This window comes from Ruegeria sp. AB10 (genome assembly GCF_056542745.1).
Genome location: NZ_JBQGAI010000004.1, coordinates 1 through 20,726 on the forward strand (window position 1 = coordinate 1; position 20,726 = coordinate 20,726).

Genomic DNA, 20,726 nt, shown 5'->3' on the forward strand with positions numbered 1-20,726 from the left:
CGACCTGATCGTAATCCAGCATGTTGTCTTCTTTGCGCACACCATACTGGACGGCCTTGAACCACTTGCCCGACTGGTTGGGCGCGGCGCCGTGGGTCAGGTGGCCGCCAGCGTCCAGGCTCATGCCCAGAATGGTGTCGCCGGGCTGAATCAGCGCCTGGAACACACCCTGGTTGGCCTGAGAGCCCGAGTTGGGCTGAACGTTGGCGAACTCACAGCCGAACAGCTGCTTGGCGCGGTCGATGGCGAGGTTTTCGGCGATGTCGACGAACTGGCAACCGCCATAGTAGCGACGGCCGGGATAACCCTCGGCGTATTTGTTGGTCATCACCGAGCCCTGCGCCTCCATAACGGCGGCAGAGACGATGTTCTCGGACGCGATCAGCTCGATCTCGTCGCGCTGGCGGCCCAGCTCGGATGTGATCGAGCCAAAAAGCTCAGGATCACGGTCCGAAAGCGATTGGGTGAAAAAACCGTCGGTACGGTGCGGGGCATTCACGGGGCAAATCTCCTGTAGAAGAGGGGCCGATGCCGCCGTTTTGGCAGCATCGGTGTTCATGTCTTGGGGTTTAGGGTGATCTCAGATCACACGGTCGCGCGGTTCGAGGCCCTGGAAAAAGTCGCTCAGGTTATCCAGAACACGGAATCCCATCGCTTCGCGCGCTTCACGCGTGGCGCTGCCCAGATGCGGCAGCATCACGAGGTTGTCGCATTGCAGAAGGTCCGGATTGACGCGCGGTTCACCGTCGAACACATCCAGCGCAGCCCCTCCGATCATGTCGAAAGACAGGGACTGAATGAGAGCCCGTTCGTCGATGACCTCGCCGCGTGCCGTGTTGATCAGGAACGCGTTGGGTTTCATCAGGTCCAGTCTGCGTGCGTTGATCAGATGACGGTTTGCGGCGCCACCGGGGCAGTGCAGCGAGACGAAATCGCATTGCGGCAACAGCCCGTCAACCGAGTCCACCTGCGTCGCGTTGCACGTGGCCAGCACGTCCGGCGCAATCGGGCTGCGGTTGTAGACGAGGATCTCCATCCCGAACCCGTGATGGGCGCGGCGAGCCATTTCCTGCCCGATGCGGCCATAGCCGATAATACCCAGCGTCTTGCCGCTGACCTTGGTGCCGATCAGATGCGTGGGACGCCAGCCGGTCCAGTTGCCAGCGCGCAGCTCGCGCTCACCTTCTCCGGCGCGGCGGGCCACCATCAGCAGCAGCGTCATGGCGATGTCGGCGGTGCATTCGGACAGCACATCGGGGGTGTTTGTCACGGTCATGCCCAGCCCACGCGCCGAGGGTTCGCAGATATGGCTGTAGCCAACGCCGTAATTGGCGAGGATCTTTGTCTGCGCGCCGGGTACGTCCAGCGCCTCGGCACTGAGCGTATCGGTGACGGTGGGCAGCACCGCGTCGTAGGATTTCAGTGCTTGCCGGATTTCGGCCGGGGACATTGGTTTGTCCCCGGTGTTCAGGACGGCGTTATAGTTCTCGGCCAGCTGCGCCTCGACGGCAGCAGGCCAGCGACGGGTCACAAGAACCGAGGGTTTGACCATCACGCGGCCTCCATCACACGGGCGATCGTTTCACCAATCACGGCAGGGTTTTCCGCAACGGTCACACCGGCAGCGGACAGGATTTCGACCTTTTCGCTGGCGCTTTCGCCAAAGGCCGAGATGATCGCGCCCGCATGGCCCATGGTGCGGCCTTTCGGGGCGGTCAGACCGGCGACATACGCCACCACCGGCTTGGTGATGTGATCGCGGATGTATTCGGCGGCTTCGGCTTCCTGCGGGCCGCCGATCTCACCGATCATGGCGATGATATGGGTGTCTTCGTCCTCTTCGAACCGTTGCAGGATGTCCTTGAAGGACGACCCATTGATCGGGTCGCCGCCGATGCCGACACTGGTCGAGACGCCGATCCCGCGCTCTTTCAACTGTGCTGCGGCCTCATAGCCCAGCGTGCCGGAACGGCCGATGATGCCGACATGGCCGGGCAGGTAGATATGCCCCGGCATGATCCCCAGCAGAGCTTTGCCGGGCGAGATCGTGCCCGCGCAGTTCGGTCCGGTCAGAACCATGCGCTTTTCCTTGGGGTAACGATACATGTATCGTTTCACCCGGATCATGTCCTGCGCCGGGATACCGTCGGTGATGCAGACGCAGTACCGGATACCGGCATCCGCGGCCTCCATGATCGAATCCGCAGCGAATGGCGGCGGCACGAAGACAAGGCTGGCATCGGCACCGGTCGCCTCGACGGCCTGCTTGACGGTGTCGAAGACCGGAACGCCTTCGACGGTTTCCCCGCCCTTGCCGGGAACGACGCCGCCGACAACGTTGGTGCCGTATTTCAGCATGTCCTTGGTATGGAACCGCGCCATACGGCCGGTGATGCCCTGTACGATGACACGCGAGTCACGATCGAGAAGAATGCTCATTACACAGCCCTCATCTTGGTGTTTTGGGTCAGATCGTTGCGCCACGCGCCCACGGCGCGTTCTGCGGCTTCCATAAGTGTGGTGGCGCGAATGATCGGCAGGCCGGATTTGGCAAGGATTTTCTGACCTTCCTCGACATTCGTGCCTGCCAAACGGACGACAACGGGGATGTCGATATCCAGTTCCTTGAGCGCCTGTACGACGCCTTCGGCCACCCAGTCACAGCGGTTGATACCGGCAAAGATGTTGACGAGGATCGCCTGCACGTTGTCGTCGGACAGCACCAGCCGGAAGGCTTTGGCCACACGTTCGGGCGAGGCGCCGCCACCGATATCGAGGAAGTTTGCGGGCTCTCCCCCGGCCAGTTTGATCGTGTCCATCGTCGCCATTGCCAAACCGGCGCCGTTGACGATGCAGCCGATATTGCCGTCCAGGCCCACGTATGACAGCCCACGGTCCGCCGCGCGGCTTTCGCGGGGGTCTTCCTGGCTCTTGTCGCGCAGTTCAGCAATCTGCGGGTGGCGGAACAGGGCGTTGTCGTCAAAGCTCATTTTGGCGTCCAGCGCCAGAACGCGGTCGTCCCCAGTGATGACCAGTGGGTTGATCTCGACCATGGTGGCGTCCAGATCGCTGAAGGCGGCATAGCAGCCCTGCAGCGTGCGTACCATGTGCTGCACCAGTTTGGGTTCCAGCCCCAGTTTGAACGCAATCTCGCGCGCCTGGAATTCCTGCAGGCCCACCGCGGGTTCCACGATCGAGCGGACAATGCTTTCGGGGCGCTCGGCCGAGATATCCTCGATCTCCATCCCGCCCTCGGACGAGGCCACAATCATCACCCGCTGGCTGGAACGATCCAGCACGAAACCTAGATAAATCTCGCGATCAATCGGCACCGCGGATTCGACATAGACGCGGTAGATGCCTTTGCCCTCGGGGCCGGTCTGGTGCGTGACCAGTTTGCGGCCAAACAGATCATCACAGGCCTGGTGGATTTCGTTTTCGGTGTTGCACAGCTTGACCCCTCCGGCCTTGCCGCGCCCACCGGCATGGACCTGTGCCTTGACGATCCATTTGTCGCCGCCCAGTTCGCGCGCCCGATAGGCCGCCTGTTCCGGGCTGTAGGCCAACGCGCCCGAGGGCACGTCGACACCGAAATTCGAAAGAAGCTCTTTCGCTTGGTATTCATGGATATCCATCTGCAATCCTCCCGTTCATGCAGTATGATTAAGCGGCGATCGACGTGCCGTAACGGCTTTCCAGCAAGGCCTCGATAGCGTCCTGATCGACCTCGGCACCCAGCTCGCGCAGGGCTTCGGCGAACAGACGTACGATCCGGCTGACGGCCTGTCGGTTCAATTGGTTCAGGATGCCGATACGAACCTGTACCGGTGCGCTAAGGGTCGGCCAGATGCCGAACCCACGGGCGCGGCAGTTCTGCACCAGCTCCATCTCACGGCCCGCCAGTTCCGGGGGCAGGTTCAAAACGACAAGGCTGGGCATGTCCGAGGTCACCTCGCATCCCATCTCGATCACGGCGTCGCGCAGAACCTTTTCGTGGGTCCGGTAAGACAGCGAGCGCTTTGCCAGACCTTCTTGCAGGGTCAGGCGCAGGGATTCGTGGAAAGCCGCGACCGCGTATCCCGAATGGGTACGGTGATAGGTGCCTTTCTCGACGTCCTGACCATCGACGATACCCCAGTGGCGGGCCTCGAAAATCGGATTGTGGACGTAAGTATAGGCACCGGTTGTTTTCAGGGTTTCGATATAAGCACTGGTGAAGCTGACCGGCGCATAAGTCAGCGGCAGACAGCACAGGCCTTTCTGCGGGCACGAGGCCCAGCCGGCGATGCCGGGGAAGTCATCAATCGAAAAGTCATCGACGCCCAGCGACGAGACCGCATCGATCAGACCCATCGCGCCGTGACGCTCACAGGCGTCCGAGAACCCGCGCAGGTCGTTGATACGGCCCGAACCGGTTTCCCAATGCGCCATGAAGGCCCATTTCGGTTGATGCTCGGCCAAGGTGGCTTCGACCAGCTCACCCGTCACCGGCTGGCCGTGCGGAACCTCGATCACGGTGACGCTGGCGGCCTGCGGGTCCAGCGGGTTGGCAGCGTGTTCCTCAGGTGTTGCGGCCTTGATCCGCAATGTCAGCGCATCGATGCCCGAGAAAGTGCCGTTGGTAAATGCAACCACCTTGTCGCCGGGCATCACAGCCGAGAACATGGTGTCCAGCGCGCTCCAGCCGGTTCCGGCCACAGCGAAGGAATAGGCATTTTCGGTGCCCCAGATCTTGCGCAGCATGTGCTTGCACTCGATCATGCCCCGCAGCACGTCGCCCTGCATGTGGTCCGCGACGCCTGCATTGGCGAATGCGTGCAGAACGCGGGCGTCGGTGTTGCCCGGCCCCGGACCCGCCGCAAGCGTTTCGGGAATTTCGAGCGGTGGGAAAATCTGAAAGGTCATTGTTAGATATCCTCGGCAGTTGGTCGGGCGCTGTGGCCTGTTGTGTTACGTTGCCGATTAGAAAACGCGGACTTGTCCTGTAACGCAACGTAACTTACTACTGCTTTAGGATGGCTAAATTGGTGGGGAATAACCTACCCATTTAGGTAAAAATACCAAAGTATACCAATTCGTACCTACCCAAATGGGTGGTTTTAGACAAAAGCAGGGTGAATAAGATGACTGCTACCGCTAACGCTCCGATTGATGTCATGCTGGCGGACAGCAATCCATTGGTCCTGTCTGCCATGTCAGAAATCTTTGAACGCGACCCGCGATTCTCGTTGGTGGCGACCTCGGCGACGGCCGAGGGGTTCTTGGGAACCGTGATGCGGGTTCCGGTTCAGGTCGGCGTGGTGGACTGGAACCTTCCTGTTCTTGGGGCGGCGAAACTGATCGAAGTAATGCGCGAACAGGCCAACGCGCCGCGCTTTGTCGTCTATGGGGAAACCACCGGAGAAATCCCGCGCTTGGCGATGCAGGCCGGGGCGGCAGGCTTTGCGGCCCGATCCGGCGAGGTAGAGGGCCTGTTGGAAACCTGCGCCGATGTGGCGGCGGGGAAAATGGTGTTCCCGTTCATCGACGTCCGCAAAATGCAGCAGGATCCGATTCAAAGCCTGTCCCGTAAAGAACGCGCCATTCTCGAGGCGCTGGCAAAGGGCATGTCCAACCGGGACCTGTCGAAAGAGCTGCAGATCTCGACCAACACGGTCAAGTTTCACCTGTCCAATATCTACGAGAAACTGGCGGTGAAAAACCGGGCCCAGGCAATTGCCTTTTACTATTCGTCGCAGATGACCGGCGGCTAGGCGACCAGTCGGACGCTATTCTGCCTTGATCACCTTGCGCGACAGCACCGCCTTGTTTGCAAGGTCCAGCAGCCGGATCTCATAGACGCCGGGCTCATCCGGCAAGGTCATCTCGATTGGGGGATCACCGCTGATCTTTTGCGCTGAAATCCAGGTAAATATGGCCTGTTCGCTGCGCGCCAGCGCGATGCGCTGATCTGCACTTTGACTGTCGGATTGCCAACCGACCGAAATGCTGCTGCCTGCGGGGGCGCTGTCGGGGGCCTCAAGCGATGCGCCGGTATCCAGCGCCGCGTCCGCAGCCAGAACCTCGACCGTCTGACGAGCCAGCACCCGGTTGCCTTCGCGTAACTGATACCGGACTTCGTACAGGCCGGTTTCGGCCGGGGCTTTCAGATCAAGCTCGGTCCGCGCGCGCACTTGGGCATAGACGCCGTAGTCACCATCCGGCGTGCCCATCGGCACCAGATTGATGTAGTCATTCGTGCTGACCGTCCCGGTCCAGGACACCCGCAACGTGTCGCCCGCACGCACTTCGTCAACTGTGGTGACCGTCACCTCGGGTTCGGTCACCTCAACCATGGCCGTAGCGATGGTTTTCGACCCTTCGCGCAAGACATAGCGGATTTCATACAAACCCGTCTCGGCCGGGGCCTGAACATCGCCGCTGCTGTTGTCTCGGACCACGATGTAGTTGCCGTATTTCCCCTCTTCGGTGCCCGCAGGGACGATATTGATATAATCCTGCGCATTTGCGGCGCCGGTCCAGGCAACCTTGAACTTCGATCCCGCGATGACAGTGTCTGGCGCGTCGATTGTAACCTGCGGGGATAGGATTTCGATCGTCGCGGTCGCCAGCGTTTTCGACCCCTCGCGCAGGATATAGCGCAGCTCATAGAGGCCCGGTTCGGCCGGCGCGGTCAGCACTGCGACATCGCCGTCCCGCACCACGGCGTAATTGCCGAAGACCCCGTCATCCGACCCGGCGGGGACAATGGCGGCATAGTCCTGAGTGTTGACCCGACCGGTCCAGGACACCTCGAACTTTGATCCGGTCACAACCTGTTCGGGCCCTGATATCGAGACCTCGGGGGACGCAATCTCCATCGTTTCGCGCGCCAGCGTTTTGCTGCCTTCGCGCAGAACATAGCGCACCTCGTACATGCCCGGTTCGGCAGGCGCCTTCAGCTTGCCTTTCGAGGCATCGCCGACAGTGAGGTAATTGCCGAACTTGCCTTCATCGGTCCCAACCGGGACGATGTTGATATAATCCTGCGGACTGACGGCGCCGCCCCAGGCGACCTCGAATACGGACCCGGTCAAAGCACTGTCAGGGACCTGCAGAACCACCTGAGGATCGGTCACCTCGACCTGCCGCGCCGCCACCGTGCGCTTGTCGACATTCAGGATATAGCGCAGCTCATAGAGGCCAGGATCGGCGGGGACATTGAGGGTTGTTTCGGTCGTGCTGCCGACAGCCTGATAATTGCCAAACGTGCCGGGATCGGACCCCGCCGGGACAATCGCGACATAGTCCCGCCGGTTGATCACCGGTGACCACGCGACCTTGAGTTTCGCACCAGTCTGCACCGTATCCGCCGCGGTCAGCTCAACCTCGGGCTTTGTCACCTCAAGCGTGGCCTGACCCAAAACCTCTTTGCTTTGGTTGTGCAGATACCTGACTTCATACAGACCTTCGCTGCCGGGGACGGTTACTGTGACCTCTTCGGCGTCACCGATACGCACATAGCTGCCAAAGACAGCTGGATCGGTGCCGACCGGGACAATGTTGATATAGTCGCTTTCCTCGACCGTCGGCATCCAGCGCACAACCAGGTCAGATCCGCCCACGGCCGTCTCGGGCGCCTCAACCACAACATCCTGAACCGCAGGTTCGGGTTCGGGGGTGGGGGCTGCTTCTGCCACTGCGGTGCCCACGGCGCTGAGCGCGGCGCCGAGTTCCTGGGAATTGGCGGCGGTGATATACTGACCGCCGGTGTTTTCGGCGATACAGGCCAGCGAGCTTGCATCTTCATCCGCACCCAGCCCAAACCCCACCACATGCGCTGTGAAACCTACCCCTCCTTGCTCCAGCGCCTGCGCCAAGGCGCAGGGATCACGTTCGCAGCTTTCCAGCCCGTCGGAAATCAACACGACGGTTGCCGGTTGATCGGTGTAGGACAGCGCCTTGGCCGCAGCCTCGACCGCGTCGGTCAGAGGGGTCTTTCCGATCGGCGATATCGCGTTGATCTGATCCAGAATGACCCCACGCGCCTGCTGGCCGGGTTCGACCAGAACCTCGATATCGCCGCAATCACCCCAGCGCCGATGGCCATAGGCCATCAGCCCGACATTGCGGTCCTCGACCCATTCCCCCAGCAGGTTTTCCATGACGCCCCGGGCGATTTCAATCTTGGCCGTGCCATCGATCTGACCCCACATGGAATTCGAGCCGTCAAACACCACCATCACATTCTCATCTGCCGCTGCCGCTGAGCCGGTCAGCATTACGGTGGTCAAAACGGTTGCGGGAAAGAAATCTTTAAACATAGCATACTCCTGAAGCGCATGAGCCACCCGGCCGGGCCTTTATCCTATGCTCATTGCGCGAAACCTCCACCATTTGATCCAAACACTGATGAAGCGCGCAGTTTCGACGAAAAATATTGCCGACCGCTTCGGTTCACCCTCAAATCTCTCGTCGACTATACCAAAGCCCGCGCGCGAATGGGCCTTTGGTTGCCCCGGCGGCACCCTTTTGCCGACGCAGTGTCCAAGGGGGTGATGACGGTGGCAGACTATCTGATGTCGGCAACGTGAAAGATTGCATCCTCTCTGCCAGTGACGATGATTGCCGAAAGCCACCGCGCCGCGCTCTATGCAAACCTACAGGACCGACCCATGATTCAGAACAACCCCGCCCTGATCAACGCCATCCGCGACCGGTTTGCCCATGTCGAAAACTGTCCATTTCAGGGCGAGCGTATCTTCTTTGAAAACGCCGGCGGTGCGCTGACGCTGAAATCGGTGGCCGCGACCTCGGCATTCTATGCGGCGATCCCCGACAATCCGGGCCGTATAAATCCGGCGGGGCAGGGCACCCAGCAGGTGATCAACAAGGCCAAGGGGGATCTGGCACTGTTCATGAACGCCTCGACCGGTCAGTTCTTTGCCGGTGAAAGCGGTACTGAGCTTCTGTTCCGCCTGATCCGCACCGCCTGTCTGGCCGCACCGAAAGGGGCCAGGGTGATCGGGTCGTCCATCGAACACCCTGCCACCCGCAGCGCCGCGCGCCGCTGGGCCGGAATTGCCGGGCTGGACTATTTGAACGTCCCTCACGACAACGAAACCGGTTTGGTCACGGCCGAGGATTATGCCGCGCGACTGACCCCGGATGTGGCGGTGGCGACGATCCTGCACGCGTCGCCCGTGACTGGCATGGGCATGGATGTGGCGGCGATTTCGGCCGCAATCCGGGCGGTTTCGCCGGAATGCATGATCATCGTCGACGGCATACAGCACGCCGCGCACGGGCAGGTGGATCTGGACGCCTATGACATCGATGGCTATGTGATTTCGCCCTATAAGGTGTTTTCGCGCCACGGTTACGGCATCGCCTGGATATCCGACCGGCTGAGCGCTACGCCCCACGACATGTTGATCGATGCCCCCGCAACGGGGTGGGAGTTCGGCACCCGTGACACCGGCTCTTACGCGACCGTGTCGGACGTGGTGGCCTATTTCGACTGGCTGGGGGGTGAGGTTTCGGATGAGGGTGACACCCGGAAGCGGATCGAAGCCGCGGGCCGCGCCATCCACGCCTATGAAACCCACCTGACCAACACAGCCATCAACGGTACCGGCAACCTGCCGGGTCTGCGCGACATGGACCATGTCACAATTCTGGCGGGGGCCGACAACCCGGCGCGCGAGGGGCTGGTCTCCATCGTGATCGAGGGCAAAGCCTCTGAAGATGTGGTTGAAACCCTGAACCAACAGGGTATCCGCACCCACACGCGCAAGGCTGACCATTATTCCGGCAACGTGCTTACGCCACTTGGCCTGACGGACTGTATCCGCATCTCGTTCTGTCACTACAACACCGAACAGGAAATCGCCCGCCTTCTGGCTGCAATCAAGATGCTCGGTGACGGTGGCTGAGCAAGCTGTACGGAACGCGCGGCTGGATGTGAGAACTGGGCTTGTGCTTCAGTAGACCAAGCCCGCAGTTTAGTTGGGGTAATATTAACATAAGATTGATTACAGAAATTAATTTCGATCACACCAGTGTTTGTCGGAATACGTAAATTATGGGACTGAATTATTGAGACTCGCCTCCCATTGAATTCAACACCTTAGGATTTTTGCATTTATTTAGTGATTCGATGGTTCAAGCGCTTCAAGTCTACGTTAAACGAACGCCAGTGAGCCTCTTCGCAACCTGGAAACCGGCGCAGTGTGTCTTACTTGAGTTTGGTTGATCAGCAGAATGCTCTGCCCCAGCACACGGCCCTGAGCCGACATTGGCGGTGCCCATTGGTGCTGCGGTGCAGCCTGTCGAAGCGGCCATTCATCTCAAGCCATTTCGTATCGTGACCCAGGGAGACGGGGTTTCAAGAGCAATCAAATGTTTCTATTGAAAAAATACGGGTGACGCCCAGTCAAAAATGTCATCGGACGCGTTAAAGTTCTCAAGACGTTCTATGATTTCACCATCAAACTGACCACGAAGTGCCGTAACGCGTTGCTCCCAAGGCTCCCGTACTCTTTTTAGGGTTTCAGAGAATGCAACAAAATGATCATTTTGTGCAGAGACCAACTCGGAGCAGACTATCAATCCAAAGGCTGAAGCCACTCGGGGCTCAACGGGCCAAAGGTGTGAAACAGTCGCCTGTGCTGGTGATGCCAACGAAGGTGCGAGGCCCAGTTTTTGTATCCCACCCAAGCCATCTGAAACACCGCCATCGCATATGTTCAAGCAAAGAAGACGCCGCCCTTTATTTTCTGGCTGGAGGCCAACTAGGTCGTCCACGGCGACTACTTCACCCTGATTTATGAGAACTTTTGAGGAACCGAGCTCCCAGTGGTCGAAAACTCCATGCCCTACTACATGGATGAAGTCGTAGGCAGGATCGCAGTACATTGCCAAGAAGTCATCTCGACCACGTTCACGCCCAAGATAGACATGTGCTTCGACACCTTGCCGTTGCAGAAATTCCGACGCCGAGTTCGCCTCCATTTCGGAATACCAATCATCGCATGAAGCCCAAATGGCTGCCTGTCGAATTGGGCGATCTGGAAGCGGAGTTCGCAGACTTGAACTCAGAGGCCAGCATTCGTCCGCCTCCCGAAACAGCAACGCCTGCAGCGGATGAATGTTGTGGGGGAAACATGTAATGGAGGGAGCCCCTGCTAGTTTTTCAGCTAAAACTGGAACATTGTAGAAGTCGGTCAGGGCTTCTTCGAATGCATTCGCAGAATCTCTGTTCGGCTGTCCCGGACGCTCCGGAACTTGATCAAGCTCGGGACCGGCTTGTACAGTTCGCGTCGTTCCCAAAGCGTTGTTGGTAGCTTCATTCATCGCTTCCACTACATTGGTCGCTTCGGCAAATCTCCCCCGAAAACTAACCATTTCAGTGTCGTTCCCGAGAAACCCAATACCTGAAATAGCAGTCGGCAACACGACGCTGCACCCAGCAGAAGCCGTTTCAATTCCACCTCCATACCAAGCGGCAAGAATTTTCGCGAAGTCTGCCGCACGTTCATTATCCAACGCGAATTTTGCGGCGGGGCTCAATAAGCTGGACCGCTGATCGAGAGCAATCAACCAATCTGTGTGTTTCGGGAAACTATCACGAACTCCATCTGAGTATACTTTGGCGGATTCAATTAAGCGCTCTACATTTTCATCCCAGTCCCCCACGTTTTCGAAAGATGCAAAGTGGTACTGAAAGGGTTCGTGTTGAAGCAGTAGATCCCCGTAATCACCTACTACGATCTTTGCCCACTTGTGATGTGGGTCTCCAATCAAGTCACAGCTCCGCGTGGAAAACGCCTTGGCGATCAAAGCCTTGATGTCTCTTGGTACTGCATCGATATCGTATATACTTCTCAGGACGACCGCGACGCCAAACGCGCTTTGGTGTCCCACATCTCTACCCCAACACATCAAGCTCACTGCAGCTTTTATTGCTAGACTTCTATTGGCTGGCAGATTGAAAACCGTCGCTTCTAAGAGCGGAGCAATCTTAGCTGCCGGGGCATACAGCGCAGATTGATTTCGACAATAGTAGAAAAAACCGTCCGCCCAGTCTAAAAACGAATTTGGAAAGCTATTTGGCAACATGTCTACTAAAGCACCGATGAAGCGGAATGGCCGTCCGTCAAAGAGCTTTCGTTGAGCACTAGATTCTACGCTGTCACTCAGGCCGTTGTGTATCCAGTCGAAGGCATAATCAAAGCGACCTCTCCCAATCGCTGCTTTAATTGGAACAATAGATATCTCGAGCTGAAGATATTCGAGCAGGAGTTGCTCGACATCGTCAGTTGCGCTCGCCTGAGCTTGAATAATCTCCTCCGTAAACCTCGAGATCCCTCGCAATGGATCTGAGACTCACACCAGCGGCGGCCAAGTCGGCCTTTAATGCGGAATATGCGTTGTTCATCTTGAAATCTCGAAGCTTCTGTGCAGAGTGAAAGCTGCCAGTGGATTCGAGTCAACCATTTGTTATTAAACGGTTTTGGCGACAATACTATAACATCGTGGTCCGCGCTATAACTGCGGCAACAGTGCGTGGGTCGATCCCGGAAATACTCTAATGCTTTGCAGGCAATTGCTGGCGCGGTGGATGCTCGGGCGCACTCTTCCTGCATCATCACGGACAAGCTGCGGTCGTATGGCGCTGCCAAACGAGAGGTTGCGCCGGGTCTGGATCATTGGTCGCACAAAGGGCTGAGCAAACGTGCCGAAAACAGCCATGTCCCATTCCGAAAGCGGGAGCGGACGATGCAGGGACATCGATTTCCAGTAGACTTGCAGCAGTTCGTGGCCGCTCATTCAGCCATTCGGAATTGCTTTTGTGTTCACGTATGCCGTCGCTCAGCCCTAACAATCCGATATCATCGCCTCGAAGCATTTGACGCCTGGAATGCTGCCACGCAAGCAGCCTGACACCCAAGCATCAGGATTTCTTGGTGCGTCGGAAGTTAACGTGACAACACCCCGCAGAAACAACGGTGGGCAATGGAACACTCACCTAATTATAACTGCTCTACATTTCCCAGAAGGATAGAAGTTGTTTCAACGGAAAAATCCCCATTCAACGCAACTACTGAAATTTTAGGATCATAGTGCGTTGCGTCGGCGGTTACCTCCGAAATATCGGTTTTGGAATCTAAGAAGACCCACTCCGCATCACTTTCTACCGGCAACCCCACTGAGACGCGCAGAATGTCTAATGCATCCAAAGCGTTAACTGACCCGTCCCTATTGATATCTGCCGCAATGTAGTTTTCTGGCTGAGCGGTTCCCCAAGTTGGCTCTAAGCCGACCGACATGCGTAGCACTTGTAGGGCGTCAAGCGCGTTGATTTCTTGGCTTCCAGTAGAGTAGGACTTTATGATTTTTATATGGCCTTGTTCCGAACCAACCGGTAGTTGCAGGTCAAAAAAACCCTGATTATCAGCTTGCACGACAATGGGCGCACTTCCGTCTTGAATGAAATGAACTTCTGCATCCCGGATGCCTGGATTGTCTTCAGCGGTGCTGACCGTTACCGCTCCAGTTATTCCAGAAGAGCTCACTGTATCAGAAGAATTCTCGTTGGGGCCATTCGGCAATCGAACAGCTGCATCAAAAAAATCCCCAAGAACGTCAGATTGTGAAAGCGACCCGCCGTCTGCGCTTTGGAGAACTATCGTTTGACCAAGAAAGTCAATTTGGGCTCCGTCTTCCGTAGATGTGAAATCCAACTGGCTTGGAAAACGTAGCTGCCCGAAATCAGACAAATCTAATCTGTCGACCCCCACTTCAAAATCAGAGACAATGGTAGTTCTACTGCCGTTTTGAACCACAAAAATGTCGGCCCCCTCACCGCCCGCCATGACCGTAGTCCCACTTCCAGCGACCAGCACATCATCCCCGCCCCCGGCGAGAAGTGTTGAACCACCCATACCAAGAAGTATGTCATCGCCGTTTGTCCCTGATTGAATACTGTCGCCTTCGATGACACTTCCCAAGTTGTCCAGCGACACAGAGAATTGCGATACACCATCTTGTTGCTGATCGGCCGCAAACACTTGCAATTCACTGCCGACCTGAGCGACCGAGAGAGTATCGACACCTACCAACCCATTTTCAGCAGTGCCTTCCACTGTTTCCAAATGCACCAATTGACCACTCGGAACCAGGGCAAACAGGCTTATTCCGTCGTCCTCACCCCCTGCGAAAACAAAAACTTGATCACCAACACTGGTCACGGCGATATCTTGAATAGAATTGAATTTCGTGCCGGAACTGTCGAGCACATGATCTGTAGGCAAAAGACTTCCATCGGAGCCCAATTCCATCACTGAAATGGAGTTGCTGCCCGATCCCGCCACAAGCACCCAAGAACTACCATACGCCTGAATTACTTCCATTGAAGTCGGAGTGTTCAGCGCCAAATGCGAAGTCGCATCGGAATTGTCTACTTGGGTCAGTTCTCCTGTTTCGGCGTCGGCTTGGAATGTGACCACTGAGTGCGTTGATGAATCCGCCGTTACAACTACCGTATTGGAGGCAGTTTCAACTGTATCCAAAAACGCCGGTCGTCCGATTTCAACGTCCACTTCCGTAAAGGTGCCGGTAGGTCCGACTTGGTACGCAGTAATTCGGCTTCCACCGTCTGTCGCTGCGACGATAAACTCGGTGTCATTAGAAGAGTAACTAGCCAACAACGTGGTTCCACCGCCTTCTGACGGCAATTGAAACTGCTGCGTCTCACCGATCATTCCAGTCGGCTCTAAACTATATCCAAATATTGACCCCGATGAGCTGATATCCAGAACAAGTAAGTCTTCACTACCCAAGTTCGCGAATTCTATTGTCAGGCCGCCATCTGGCGAAATACTTGAATCAAACACTTGGGAATCGAAGAAGGTGGGAACATCACCGTTATTCAGTTGCCAAACCACCAGTCCACCGCCAGAATCGGAAGTGCTGTAAAGGTACGTTCCCGCTCCAAACTCAATTGAGACCAAATCGCAAATTCCGTGATCAAAATTTACGAATCCAGTCGTCAATGTCCTTTCATATTCAATCATTAAAAGCCCCCCCTAAACCACACCGAAGCTGCAAATAAGATAGCGCGCAATAATTAACAGCCAGACAATGTAGCTGCAAAAGCTGGGGATTTAGAGTGTCATTTTTCTTAGATTTTTAGAGCTTATCTGGAATCGCTAACAACGCTCTACATCTGCGAACCAAAGCTAAATCCCGAACAGGAAACGACAGAGGAATTGAGCGGCCTCAGGCCTCAGCGTTTTCGGCGAATAACGTCCTGGCGCATTTCCAGATCCAACGTCAGGTCCGCAACGACCTTCTACAGCCGGGTATTCTCGCCCTTAAGTGCCTTCAGTCGGCGCATTGCATCACACAGCGAACCCGCGTACTTCTTCTTACAATTTATATGCGCTGCCGGACTGATCCCTGCCTTGCGACAGATATCCGCGACCAGCGTGCCTTGTTCGCCTTACTTCAAGATGAACGCCCATTGCGCCGCCGTGAACTTCGATGCTTTCATGCGATTCCGCTCCTTTCCCAGCCAGGAAAACTTAGCGGAAAACTCCAGCTTCAAACGATGCAGTTTTCAGGGAGCAGAGCATTTGATCTTGTTCAAATAAACTGAAAATCATCAGCAACAAGAACGTCCGGTGACACTCCCAGGATTGCTATAGGAACATCATCCAGCTCGACGAGAGTGCTGTTGCCGTGTTCAGTTAGTGTTAAGTCCTCGTAACTCGCGCCCATGACTTCGATCCGAACAACATCCACGCCCTGCTCGAAGTCGTAGGCACTATCAAGGCCTTCGCCCGGTCGAAAAACAAAAACGTCTGCCCCTTCGCCACCGATAAGCAAGTCATCACCCAGGCCTCCGTCGAGCATATCGTCACCAGCGCCGCCTTCCAAAATGTCATTGCCCTCCCCGCCCGCGACGGTGTCGTCCCCCACCCCTCCGAACAGCACATCATCATCCGCGCCCCCATTGATGTGATCGTTACCTTGACCGCCCATTACTACATCCCGGCCAACACCACCATCTAACCAATCGTCATCCGCGCCTCCATCAACGTAGTCGTCACCATTCTCTCCAAGAATTTCGTCTTCACCTACGCCGCCAAACAACCGGTCATTACCTTCACCGCCGTAAATCTCATCTGCCCCTTGACCTCCATTTACAATATCATTGCCAGCTCCACCCAATAGTGTGTCGCCAATGGTATCGCTGACTCCTCCAACGAGAATATCATTACCATCACCTCCCGAAACGTAGTCAGTTCCTCCGCCGCCATCGATGTAGTCATTTCCATCATCCCCCTGAATTTCCTCGTGGGAGTCCGATCCCGTTATTGCGTCACTATTCTCGGAACCAACTACTTGGTCATATGGGGTTATAGTGATCTCCACGACTTCATAAGGATCCAATTCAAGATCCACGTCGCCCGCATCATCAAATGTGAATTGCTCGACTTCCACCGTAACGTCGGTCTCTCCAGCAAAGTAATAGTGGTCAAGACTGGTCGCCGTTTCGGGGGTGTATCCGGGCTTTAAAAGAATGGTGGACGGCGGCGGAAGATAGGTTCGATAAGTTCCTTCTTCATAAGAAGAAATTTTCCTGGGGCTGATCACCCCCAATGCAAACAAGTTTTGGAATTTCGCTTCCAAGGCTAGCTTTTCGGCTTCATCGATAACTCGGAGCTTATTGCGAGAATTAGGAACCAGCCTACCATTCTCGTCGTATTCGGCCCGGTCGCTCATACCGTCAGCACTACCATCGAGAATTCCAATTTTTCGAACGGACACGATGTGTCTTCCTTCGACCAGTTCGTTCAGGTCCAAGTCAACTGACACCCCAAACTCTTCCGTTCTGTTAGACACGTAGAGAACGGTTTTCCCACCCCCGGTAAAGGCATTGATTTCAATTGGGCGGTGATTGTCAGGCAGCCCTCCCAATTCTAGCAGAGAGAGCCCGACACCATCCTCGTCAACCAAGCTCTCCCTCATCCAGGAAAATACCTGACCAGCAGGTGAAGGATGAACCCGGTTATCCTTTGTAATGCCACCAGCAAATGAATTATAGTTTCTATTCAGAACCGACCAGATTTCCGCTGCGTCCACCCCGGATTCCAGCATGGTCTCGAACATCTCAAGGATTACAGACGCCGCCTTCAGACCTTGCTGAGTAATATTGGCATTTTGAACATTCCATTCGGTAACGTGATAATCCAATTCTTGTTCAAAATACTTGTACCACATATCCGGCCGTGACCCGATTTCCCGGTTTTCGTAGTAACCGTCGGAAAAGGTATTATCCGCTCCGTAGGTTTCATAGAAATAGTAGTGGGAAACTACTCCGTCGACCGCTTCACTCGCGACCGTTGACTGGAATCCATCCGACAAATCTTTGTTGGCATCGAAATGCTCAATGATCTCTTTGTTCTTTTGGTCCATCGTGCTATCCGGCCCAACGTGCCACGGTGGCGCTGTTTGCACCAGGATCTTGGGATCATAATCGGATGTCGGGTTTTCGGCATTGTATGCCTCGTAAGCACTAGCGAGATACTGCGTCGCCTGTGCTGCATCTCTGCCATACTCGGATGCTTGTTGAAAACTCCAATACTCGTTGCCGATTTCTATTGTCGTCAAAAGATGCCCGTTTGGACCCAGTTGGTCATATACCGCTTTGACAAATTCCGTCATTTCAGACTGATTTGCCAATTTCTCCCCAACCGGAATGCTCAAAGTGAAGGTCGCCCCTCTATCGGCGACCCAATCTAAAAACTCAGTCAAATTATCGTTTAACTGACCGTCAACCAGATTTGTAATGTCTTCCTTTTGTGCGCTGCCTGAAGGATAGCGCAAATGTGTAACACCCAGCATATCGAAGGCTTCGCCGATATTCGGGAACATACCTCGAAAATTGGCACCAAAATGATCCTCGCTGACCGTTTCTGAAACTGCGCCCGGAGTTAATTCATAGCTGTAATTGACCATCTCACCCTCACAACACTACCCAGCCCCAGTTAGAATTTCTGAAGCCACCTTGCGAGAGTGAATCTAGTTTTTCAAAGAATCAGTTCAGAAAACTTACCTGTTAATCTTGGATAATAGTTTACTATTTTTAGTAAGTTTTTCTTCAGTGTTTTACTGACTGCAACTCTTGAGTATTAATTGCTTTCGAGAATATTTTGCGCCGCAGCACCAGTCCCCTAGAAAATTAGGGATGCATTCAGTGTACCTACTCGGCCTTACCCCAAACAGTAGCAAGCCCGCTTAAGTCATAGACTGTTCGCCGGAATTTCCAGATGACTATGCCGGATACCGAAGTACCGCGCGCAGTCTACGGCGAGTAGGGTCAGGATGCACCAGTTTTCACAGCGCTGCGTGATTCACGGCTTGAATAATGGAGTGGTGAGATGGGCAATCTTTATTGACTGAACGACGCACAGATGGCCAGGCTCTCCCTTTTTTGGGCCAGACATGTCACAGTTCAAGACCAAGCTTGACTTCGCTTCTTGGTTGGCTCTTGTGTCCAAGCAATACTCGTCTGAAAGTAAAGAGCGCTTGGGGCGCATAACCAAGTAAGGCTAGGCAGATACAGAAGTTCGCACTCGATCACATACCTTCAGAGTCAATACTGCTGGCACTTGGGGCGGCAAACGCAGAAGCGATTATCTCGGCGCAAGAGCGTTGCTTAGCAGTCTGCCAAACGTCATATGGCTGCTAGGGGATCGCGGCCACGATGCTGACTGGTTCAGAGACGCGTTAAAAGGCAAAGGGAGACGCGCCCGCATCCCCGGCCGCAAGCAACGCAAGATACCTGTCAAGTTTGACAAGCGACGATACGAGGGGCGAAACCCCATCGAGATCATGTTTGGCAGGCTAAAGGATCGGAGGCGCATGAAAACACGCTATGATCTATGCCCCAAGATATTCCTACCCGCCATCGCTCTCGCGGCAACCGTCATCTACTGCTTATGAACCCTGACCCTATTTCGAGGATAGTTTTCTGCTGTTTAGACCACTCAGTAATTTGGCAATTAAACCGCCTTGGGCAACACGCAGTTGTCAGTGGCAAAGGTGGCGACACTGCTCCCCTTTCCCGCTACTCATGTAGATTTGCAAATCCATCCTGAACGGCCTTACGTATCTCGGCGGTATCTGCACACGCGCCGGTCGCGACTGCGCCTCGACGAGCCAGCTGATAAATATTTTCCGGTGTGCAATACGACCGTGTGCCCTCACGGTAAGCATCAAAATACGCATTCTTGTCAGGTTTTTTTGACCTGCGCGCACAAAGCTGCTCGTATACATTGAAATAGCTCGCCTCTACTCCCAGTCTGCCGTCAGACAATCCAACCTGGGACCAGTCTATTTTTCCGACACAGGCTTCCGGAGGAAATATTTTTGAGAATAGGCCGCTGGGCTTATCGCTGGCTGACGCCGTGCCTCCAACGCAGGCAGCCACTGCCACATAGGCGCAATATAATAGAGGCTTCTTCAACTGCTTGCCAAAAGAGCCAGATCGCTTGCCGTTCACAGCCTGTTCCATCGTTACTGTCGTCCTGTTGATAAAGAGTGTTGCGTTCATGAGTTTCGCGGGATCGGGATGAGAATAAGAAACGCTGCCTAACGTTTCCTTAAGGACCAATTTCAGAAAGGGAATTCGAGAGATAAAACACCAATCGTTTGGCTTTCGACCTGTGACTCAAATTCTTTGCTGAGATAGGTAAATCCAAAGAAAGTTGAAACTTTGCGAATCCGAATCTGAACTCCTGCCCGCGCCCTAATACGTGAATTGGTCATTTCGACATTTGACCAATCCGGAAAGAATTCGCTATGAGTGACATACGTGTAGTCGGCCCCCAACAGAAACGACATATCGGTCATCCTATGCACCCGCTCCGGAGAAGAAGGCTGAAGGAACCCAGAAACTGGGTCACGAACGTAACGTTGGGCATTGGCATAACCATCAATAAGCAGGTCGACTCCGACGCGTCCGAAAGTTTCGTATCCGGCCTGAGCCCCGACAAATGGCCTAACGGAAAAATTATCTGACAATGTGTAAGCTCTGGCGATTTCGGCCGACACCATGCCTGTTACGCTATCGCCCACATGCTCATGCGGCATATCCTCAGGCAAGTAACCAGCAATTCCTGTCAGGTCGTGGAAACCCTGTTGAAAGTCAGCTATGTTCGTCTGCTCGCCCGTAAAAAGCACTTCGACACCAGCGCTGTATTGCAGATCCCCGTAGCTGTCGTTGGCAAAAATCCCGAACCCCAGCATCCCAACGTAAGGTCGGTCGCCATTTGTCGGTTGATCTCTTGCCCCCCAGGGAGAAATAATTTCCGCACGGGCGCGAAGGTCATGAGCGATTCCGCCTGTATTATCGCCCTCAAAGCCAAAGAAAATTGTATAACTCGCGGATCGCCAGCGATCCCTGCCATCCCCAAAGAAATCGTTCGTAAAAAAGCTTGAATTAATGGATTCCGCCGAAGCCGAGGGAACCGTGAAAATCGTGCACAATGCCAGAAAACTCGCCTTCATACCTTCCGCCTCGCTGCTGCAAAGATTCGAAACTACAACCTAAGTAACGTTAGCGAGCGTTAAAATTATCCTAAAATGGTATGTTTACGGTTTGACCATGACCTTAAGCGGAAACCTTTCCAATGGCCAACCTTGCGCGCCACGTGAAATATTTTTTAAGCAAAAAG

The 20,726-nt window shown here is 55.2% G+C and carries 15 protein-coding genes and 2 pseudogenes; 5 read left to right on the forward strand and 12 right to left on the reverse strand.

Features of this window, described 5'->3' with window-relative positions; genetic code table 11:
* The 5 genes from ACR0NT_RS09655 to ACR0NT_RS09675 all read right to left on the reverse strand — a co-directional run.
* Positions 1–499: PLP-dependent aminotransferase family protein (locus ACR0NT_RS09655; RefSeq protein WP_480442972.1), on the reverse strand; the 499-nt coding region annotated here is incomplete at its 3' end.
* A gap of 81 nt (positions 500–580) precedes the next feature.
* Complete coding sequence (locus ACR0NT_RS09660; RefSeq protein WP_170674732.1) at positions 581–1,552, reverse strand: 2-hydroxyacid dehydrogenase; 972 nt, start codon at positions 1,550–1,552, stop codon at positions 581–583.
* Positions 1,552–2,439 (reverse strand): succinate--CoA ligase subunit alpha, encoded by an 888-nt coding sequence (sucD, locus tag ACR0NT_RS09665; protein ID WP_170448129.1) that lies wholly within the window; start codon positions 2,437–2,439, stop codon positions 1,552–1,554. Before sucD ends, ACR0NT_RS09660 begins: the two co-directional genes overlap by 1 nt.
* The gene (locus tag ACR0NT_RS09670) at positions 2,439–3,635 is read right to left on the reverse strand and encodes a malate--CoA ligase subunit beta (protein WP_170674734.1); all 1,197 of its coding nucleotides are present in this window, start codon (positions 3,633–3,635) and stop codon (positions 2,439–2,441) included. The genes sucD and ACR0NT_RS09670 overlap by 1 nt, the downstream gene beginning before the upstream one ends.
* A gap of 28 nt (positions 3,636–3,663) precedes the next feature.
* Positions 3,664–4,905 carry a pyridoxal-phosphate-dependent aminotransferase family protein gene (locus ACR0NT_RS09675; protein ID WP_170674736.1) on the reverse strand — a complete coding sequence of 414 codons (1,242 nt, stop codon included), beginning with the start codon at positions 4,903–4,905 and terminating at the stop codon, positions 3,664–3,666.
* A 218-nt stretch (positions 4,906–5,123) separates the two neighbouring features.
* Between ACR0NT_RS09675 and ACR0NT_RS09680 the strand changes: the two genes are divergently transcribed.
* The gene (locus tag ACR0NT_RS09680) at positions 5,124–5,753 is read left to right on the forward strand and encodes a LuxR C-terminal-related transcriptional regulator (RefSeq protein WP_480442977.1); all 630 of its coding nucleotides are present in this window, start codon (positions 5,124–5,126) and stop codon (positions 5,751–5,753) included.
* Between the two features lie 15 nt (positions 5,754–5,768).
* Here the strand turns inward: ACR0NT_RS09680 and ACR0NT_RS09685 are convergent, their stop codons facing one another.
* On the reverse strand, positions 5,769–8,303 hold the full coding sequence (locus tag ACR0NT_RS09685) for a VWA domain-containing protein (protein ID WP_170674738.1): 2,535 nt from the start codon (positions 8,301–8,303) through the stop codon (positions 5,769–5,771).
* Positions 8,304–8,654: 351 nt separating this feature from the next.
* Here ACR0NT_RS09685 and ACR0NT_RS09690 point away from each other — a divergent pair, with 351 nt between their 5' ends.
* Positions 8,655–9,914 carry an aminotransferase class V-fold PLP-dependent enzyme gene (locus ACR0NT_RS09690; protein ID WP_170674740.1) on the forward strand — a complete coding sequence of 420 codons (1,260 nt, stop codon included), beginning with the start codon at positions 8,655–8,657 and terminating at the stop codon, positions 9,912–9,914.
* A 472-nt stretch (positions 9,915–10,386) separates the two neighbouring features.
* Here ACR0NT_RS09690 and ACR0NT_RS09695 read toward each other — a convergent pair whose 3' ends face one another.
* Complete coding sequence (locus ACR0NT_RS09695; RefSeq protein WP_170448139.1) at positions 10,387–12,354, reverse strand: CHAT domain-containing protein; 1,968 nt, start codon at positions 12,352–12,354, stop codon at positions 10,387–10,389.
* Between the two features lie 222 nt (positions 12,355–12,576).
* On the opposite strand from ACR0NT_RS09695, the gene ACR0NT_RS09700 reads away from it, so the two are divergent.
* On the forward strand, positions 12,577–12,924 hold the full coding sequence (locus tag ACR0NT_RS09700; RefSeq protein ID WP_480442979.1) for a DDE-type integrase/transposase/recombinase: 348 nt from the start codon (positions 12,577–12,579) through the stop codon (positions 12,922–12,924).
* Positions 12,925–13,013: 89 nt separating this feature from the next.
* Here ACR0NT_RS09700 and ACR0NT_RS09705 read toward each other — a convergent pair whose 3' ends face one another.
* The 3 genes and pseudogenes from ACR0NT_RS09705 to ACR0NT_RS09715 all read right to left on the reverse strand — a co-directional run bounded on the left by ACR0NT_RS09705 (position 13,014) and on the right by ACR0NT_RS09715 (position 18,006).
* A complete protein-coding gene (locus ACR0NT_RS09705; RefSeq protein WP_170674742.1) occupies positions 13,014–15,056 on the reverse strand; it encodes a dockerin type I domain-containing protein in 2,043 nt (680 codons plus the stop codon).
* A gap of 218 nt (positions 15,057–15,274) precedes the next feature.
* Positions 15,275–15,535 (reverse strand): annotated as a pseudogene (locus tag ACR0NT_RS09710) (transposase); the annotation flags it as partial.
* 92 nt (positions 15,536–15,627) lie between these two features.
* Positions 15,628–18,006 (reverse strand): calcium-binding protein, encoded by a 2,379-nt coding sequence (locus ACR0NT_RS09715; RefSeq protein ID WP_170448143.1) that lies wholly within the window; start codon positions 18,004–18,006, stop codon positions 15,628–15,630.
* A gap of 486 nt (positions 18,007–18,492) precedes the next feature.
* Between ACR0NT_RS09715 and ACR0NT_RS09720 the strand changes: the two genes are divergently transcribed.
* A complete protein-coding gene (locus ACR0NT_RS09720) occupies positions 18,493–18,597 on the forward strand; it encodes a transposase (RefSeq protein ID WP_170448145.1) in 105 nt (34 codons plus the stop codon).
* 81 nt (positions 18,598–18,678) lie between these two features.
* Positions 18,679–18,993 (forward strand): annotated as a pseudogene (locus tag ACR0NT_RS09725) (transposase); the annotation flags it as partial.
* Between the two features lie 124 nt (positions 18,994–19,117).
* On the opposite strand, the gene ACR0NT_RS09730 reads toward ACR0NT_RS09725, so the two are convergent.
* Entirely contained in the window at positions 19,118–19,603 is a 486-nt protein-coding gene (locus ACR0NT_RS09730; protein WP_170448147.1) for a DUF2799 domain-containing protein, read from the reverse strand.
* Between the two features lie 62 nt (positions 19,604–19,665).
* A complete protein-coding gene (locus tag ACR0NT_RS09735) occupies positions 19,666–20,559 on the reverse strand; it encodes a lipid A-modifier LpxR family protein (protein WP_170448149.1) in 894 nt (297 codons plus the stop codon).
* Between the last annotated feature and the right edge of the window lie 167 nt (positions 20,560–20,726).